This is a genomic window from Actinomadura rubrisoli, from assembly GCF_004349215.1.
GTDB classification, from domain to species: domain Bacteria; phylum Actinomycetota; class Actinomycetes; order Streptosporangiales; family Streptosporangiaceae; genus Spirillospora; species Spirillospora rubrisoli.
Genome location: NZ_SMKU01000514.1, coordinates 1 through 4,680, shown reverse-complemented (window position 1 = coordinate 4,680; position 4,680 = coordinate 1). Strand labels below are relative to the sequence as shown.

The 4,680-nt window shown below is 74.8% G+C and carries 3 protein-coding genes and 1 pseudogene; all 4 read left to right on the top strand.

The window, feature by feature from the left end:
• Positions 1 to 153: 153 nt before the first annotated feature.
• Positions 154 to 1,779 carry a lysine 5,6-aminomutase subunit alpha gene (kamD, locus tag E1298_RS44280; protein ID WP_131903366.1) on the top strand — a complete coding sequence of 542 codons (1,626 nt, stop codon included), beginning with the start codon at positions 154 to 156 and terminating at the stop codon, positions 1,777 to 1,779.
• Positions 1,776 to 2,675: a lysine 5,6-aminomutase subunit beta gene (kamE, locus tag E1298_RS44275; RefSeq protein ID WP_131903365.1), complete on the top strand. Its 900-nt coding sequence runs from the start codon at positions 1,776 to 1,778 to the stop codon at positions 2,673 to 2,675. Before kamD ends, kamE begins: the two co-directional genes overlap by 4 nt.
• On the top strand, positions 2,672 to 3,067 hold the full coding sequence (gene kal, locus E1298_RS44270; protein WP_131903364.1) for a 3-aminobutyryl-CoA ammonia lyase: 396 nt from the start codon (positions 2,672 to 2,674) through the stop codon (positions 3,065 to 3,067). Before kamE ends, kal begins: the two co-directional genes overlap by 4 nt.
• 793 nt (positions 3,068 to 3,860) lie before the next feature.
• Positions 3,861 to 4,680: pseudogene (locus tag E1298_RS44265) on the top strand (apolipoprotein N-acyltransferase); the annotation flags it as partial.

Below are 4,680 nucleotides of genomic sequence, written 5' to 3'. Positions count from 1 at the left end.
AGGGCGGCGGGTCGTCCCGCACCGGGGGGAAGTGCTGGGAGTTCTTGCGGATTCCGGTGTGCTTGCCGGAAGATCTCCCGTAGACGACGCGACGCGAAGGACGATTGTTCGGGGTCCGGCCTGAGAGGGGCGGCCGCGTGAGGGGAGACGGCGATGGCGCCGCAGGGGAAGCTCGGTCTCGATCCGGAGGTGGTGCGCACCGCGCGGCGGCTGGCCGCCCGGGCCGCCGAGCCGATCATCGGGATGGCCCGCTCCCACACCACGGTCTCGGTCGAGCGGGCGCTGCTGCGGCTGGCGGGCCTGACCGGCGCCGACGACGGCGGCCGGCCCTGGGTCAACCACCTCGCCGACGCCGTCCGTGACCAGGTGGGCCTGGAGCACGGCCTGGCCCTGCCGGTGTGGGACGCCCTGCTGAGCGGCCCCCACGGCACCCTGGCCGGCCTCGCCCGCGACGCCGCGCGCGGCCGCGTGTCGTTCCGGCTGCCGGCCGGCGCCGACGCCGGGCGCGCCCGTGACGCCGCGCGCCGCGCCGCCCGCGAGGGCGTGGCCCGCCTGGACCGTCGCCGCGCCGAGCGCGACCGGCTGCTGGCCGAGCTGCCCACCCCCGACCGGGCGGACCCGCCGCAGCCGCTGGTCTACCTGATCGTGGCGACCGGCGACATCTACGAGGACATCCCGCAGGCGCAGGCCGCCGCCCGGGAGGGCGCCGACGTCGTCGCGGTGATCCGCTCGACCGGGCAGTCGCTGCTGGACTTCGTCCCCGAGGGCGCGACCCGCGAGGGCTACGCCGGCACCTACGCCACGCAGGAGAACTTCCGGCTGATGCGCGCGGCGCTGGACGAGGTGTCGCGCGAGCTCGGCCGGTACGTGCGGCTGACCAACTACGCCTCCGGGCTGTGCATGCCGGAGATCGCGGCGCTGGCGGGGCTGGAGCGCCTGGACATGATGCTCAACGACTGCATGTACGGGATCATCTTCCGCGACATCAACCCCCGCCGCACGTTCATCGACCAGCGGTTCTCCCGGCAGGTCCACGCCCGCGCCGGCATCGTGATCAACACCGGCGAGGACAACTACCTCACCACCGCCGACGCGGTCGACGCCGCGCACACCGTGGTCGTCAGCCAGCTGCTGAACGAGCGGTTCGGGCACGAGGCGGGCCTGGCCGACGCCCAGCTCGGCCTCGGCCACGCGTTCGAGATCAACCCGGCGGTCCCCGAGTCGTTCCGGCTGGAGCTGGCCCACGCGCAGCTGGTGCGGGAGCTGTTCCCGGACGCGCCGCTGAAGTACATGCCGCCGACCAAGCACATGACCGGCAACATCTTCGCCGGGTACCTGCTGGACGCCTTCTTCAACCTCGCCGGGGTGATGACCGGCCAGTCGATCATCCTGATCGGGATGATGACCGAGGGGATCCACACCCCCTGGCTGTCGGACCGCGACCTGGCGCTGGAGAACGTCCGCTACGTCCGGGACGCCTGCGGGGGGCTGGCCGAGGACTTCCAGCCCCGCCCGGACGGGATGCTGGTCCAGCGGGCCCGGCGGGTGCTGTCGGAGTCGGTGGAGCTGCTGGAGCGCGTCAACGGCGACGGGCTGCTCACCGTGATCGCCGAGGGCACCTTCGGCGTCACCCGCCGCCCCCCCGACGGCGGCAAGGGCCTGGACGGCGTCGTCCCGCATGCCGACGGGTACTTCAATCCCGCCATCGAGATCCTGGACGCCGAGGACCCGCACGCCGCCCACACCGGCGGCGCCGCCGAGCAGGAGGTGCCCGCATGACGGTCGAGACCCCCGGCGCGCACGCGCCCGCCGAGCCCGCCGACACCCGGCAGGTGATCCGCCCCTACGGCGACACCACCGGCGACGGGATGGTGCAGATGTCGTTCACCCTGCCGATCCCCGCCGGGCGTCGCGCCGAGGCCGCCGCCCTGCAGCTGGCCGGGAAGATGGGCCTGGACCCGGCCAGCGTCGTGCACGCCAAGCCGATGGGCCCCCACTTCACCTTCTTCATCGTCTACGGCAGGGCCGGGCACCTCATCGACTACGCCGCCATCCCCGCCCCGGAGGAGCGCGCGTACCCGCTGCTGTCGGCGCAGGAGGTGAACCTGGCGATCCGGGGGGCGCTGAACCGGCGGCTGGTGGTGGTGGGCGCCTGCATCGGCACCGACGCCCACACCGTCGGCATCGACGCGATCCTCAACGTCAAGGGGTTCGCGGGGGAGAAGGGCCTGGAGTACTACCGGGAGATCCAGGTGGTGAACATGGGCGCCCAGGTCACCGTGGCCGAGCTGGTGGAGCGCGCCAAGGCCGAGGACGCCGACGCCGTGCTGGTCTCCCAGGTCGTCACGCAGAAGAACGCGCACCTGCACAACACCAAGCAGATGGCGTCGGCGTTCCACGCCGAGTACCCGACCGCCGTGGCCGCCGGGATGGGACGGCCGCTGCTGGTGGTCGGCGGCCCCCGGTTCGACACCGTCACCGAGCGGGACCTGGGCGTCGACCGGATCTTCGGCAAGGGCACCACGCCCGCCGAGGTGGCCAGCTACCTCGTCCACGCCCTGCTGCCGGGGGAGCCGGCCCCGGGCGGGGACGGGCCCGGCGCGGACGACCCGGACCCGCGAGGCGGCGACCGCGACCAGGGCGACCGCGATCAAGAAGGTAGGGACGACCGATGAGCGACCCCCGCGAGGGGCTGACCGTCACCCACCGCCGGTACGTGCCCTACGCGCACGCCCACTACGCCGGGGACCTGGTCGACGGCGCCTACGTGCTGGGCCTGTTCGGGGACGTGGCGACGGAGGTGTGCATCCGCGCCGACGGCGACGAGGGGCTGTTCGCCTCCTACTCCGACGTGCAGTTCCGCGCGCCCGTGCGGGCCGGGGACGTGCTGGAGGCCACCGCCGTGGTCACCCGCGTCGGGACCCGCAGCCGCACCCTGGAGTTCCAGGCGCGCGTGGTGTGCCGTGGCCGTCCCGGCCAGGGCGCGTCGGCGGCGGAGGTCCTGGCCGAGCCGATCGTGGCGGTCACCGCCACCGGAACCGTCGTCGTGCCCGGCCCCGGCGTCTGATCCCGGCACCGGACCGGGCCGGGGCCCGGCGGTCCCCTTCTTGATCGCCCCGCCTGGCCCGTGAAATGGCCGTACATCGCGATCATGGTGTTGAGCTGGCGAAACAAGGAGTAGCCGCAGAACATGCGGCGGTTGACAAGGCGGTGGAAGCCGGTAGTTTTGCTGCAGTCCAGCACGGGACTCACCGATCGGCCGCCCGAGGCGCCACGGCCCACCGCGCGACGACGGGACGGATGCGGACCACGCCCCCGCCCGTCCGAGCCAGTGCGGTGATCCGGAAGCCGTGTCCGAGCGGAGCCGCCCGATCGTGCGGGGGCTTGGACCACGGGAAGGGCCCGGACATCCAGTAGAAAACGGAGCCTCGTTCTCACCGCCTGTGGGACGACTCCGGCCCGATGGGTGTCGCGGGCCCTCTCCCGTGCCCTGCCGCCGTGCCCTGCCGCTCTGCCGTCCTGCCGTGCGCTGCGCCCTGCCGCGCGTCGCGCTGGCCGTTTCCTGGGTGCCCTGCCCGGAGGCCGCGCGCCGCGCCGCGTCGCGCCGTCGCGCGGGCCGCTACCGGGCGCCCTGCCCCGCCCCCGGTGATTGCGCCTTGGACGGGGCCGTTCACTTCCCGATGGGGCGGATCGGTCCCGGGCAGGCGATGATGGTGGCAGCGGCGCCGCGCCCGCGTCCACGCGTCCACGCGCCCGCGCCCGCGGGCGCCCGTGATCGGAACGTGGTCGGACCGTGGTCGCCCTGGCCGCCGCGGGCCGGTAGCGTTCCGGCCAGTGGATCGAGCGAACGAGGTGTGGAGTTGGCCCAGGAGACCCTCCCGGAGCGTCCCGCGGCCGCGGAACCGGCCGCCGGCGCCCGCCCGGGACGGCTGGCCCGCGCCCGGCGCGGCGGGCGCGCCGGCTGGCCCCGCACGCTGCTGGCAGTCGGCGCCGGGCTGCTGCTGTGGCAGGCGTTCCCGCCCGCCGACCTCACCCCGCTCGCCCCGGTCGCCGTCGCGCTGCTCACCCTCGCGCTGCGCGGCCAGGACGCCCGCACCGGCGCCTGGCTGGGCTTCGCCGGCGGCGCGGCGTTCTTCCTGCCCGTCCTGGACGGCATCATCAAGGTCGGCCCGGACGGCTGGGTGCTGCTGAGCCTGGTCCAGGCCGCCTACTTCCTGCCGCTCGGCGCGGGGATCGCGGTGGTCGGGCGGCTGCCCGGCTGGCCGGTGTGGACCGCCGCGCTGTGGGTCGGCGAGGAGCTGATCCGCGGCCGGGTCCCCTTCGGCGGGTTCCCGTGGGCGCGGCTGGCCTTCAGCCAGACCGCCACCCCGCTGACGCCGTACGCCTCCATCGGCGGCGCGCCCCTGGTCACGTTCGTGACGGCCCTGCTGGGCGGCCTGCTCGCCTATGCCGCCGTCGCGGTCCTGCGCGCCCGCACCCCCGCCACCGCCACCGCCACCGCGTCCAGCGATCCCCGAGCGCCGGCCACGCCGTCAGCACCGTCACCAACGGCGTCCCGAAGGACAACGCGGCCACCGGCTCGCCGGCGCGCGCCGCAGCATCGAGTTCAGCAGCATGACCGCCCCGATCGAGTCGACCAGCACCATCCACGCCGACGCCGCCCCGAACAGGCCGGCGCGC

Bases quoted from the DNA above. Each gene is read 5' to 3' on its own strand.
- kamD (WP_131903366.1), top strand. From the start codon at position 154: ATGGCGCCGCAGGGGAAGCTCGGTCTCGATCCGGAGGTGGTGCGCACC.
- kamE (WP_131903365.1), top strand. From the start codon at position 1,776: ATGACGGTCGAGACCCCCGGCGCGCACGCGCCCGCCGAGCCCGCCGAC.
- kal (WP_131903364.1), top strand. From the start codon at position 2,672: ATGAGCGACCCCCGCGAGGGGCTGACCGTCACCCACCGCCGGTACGTG.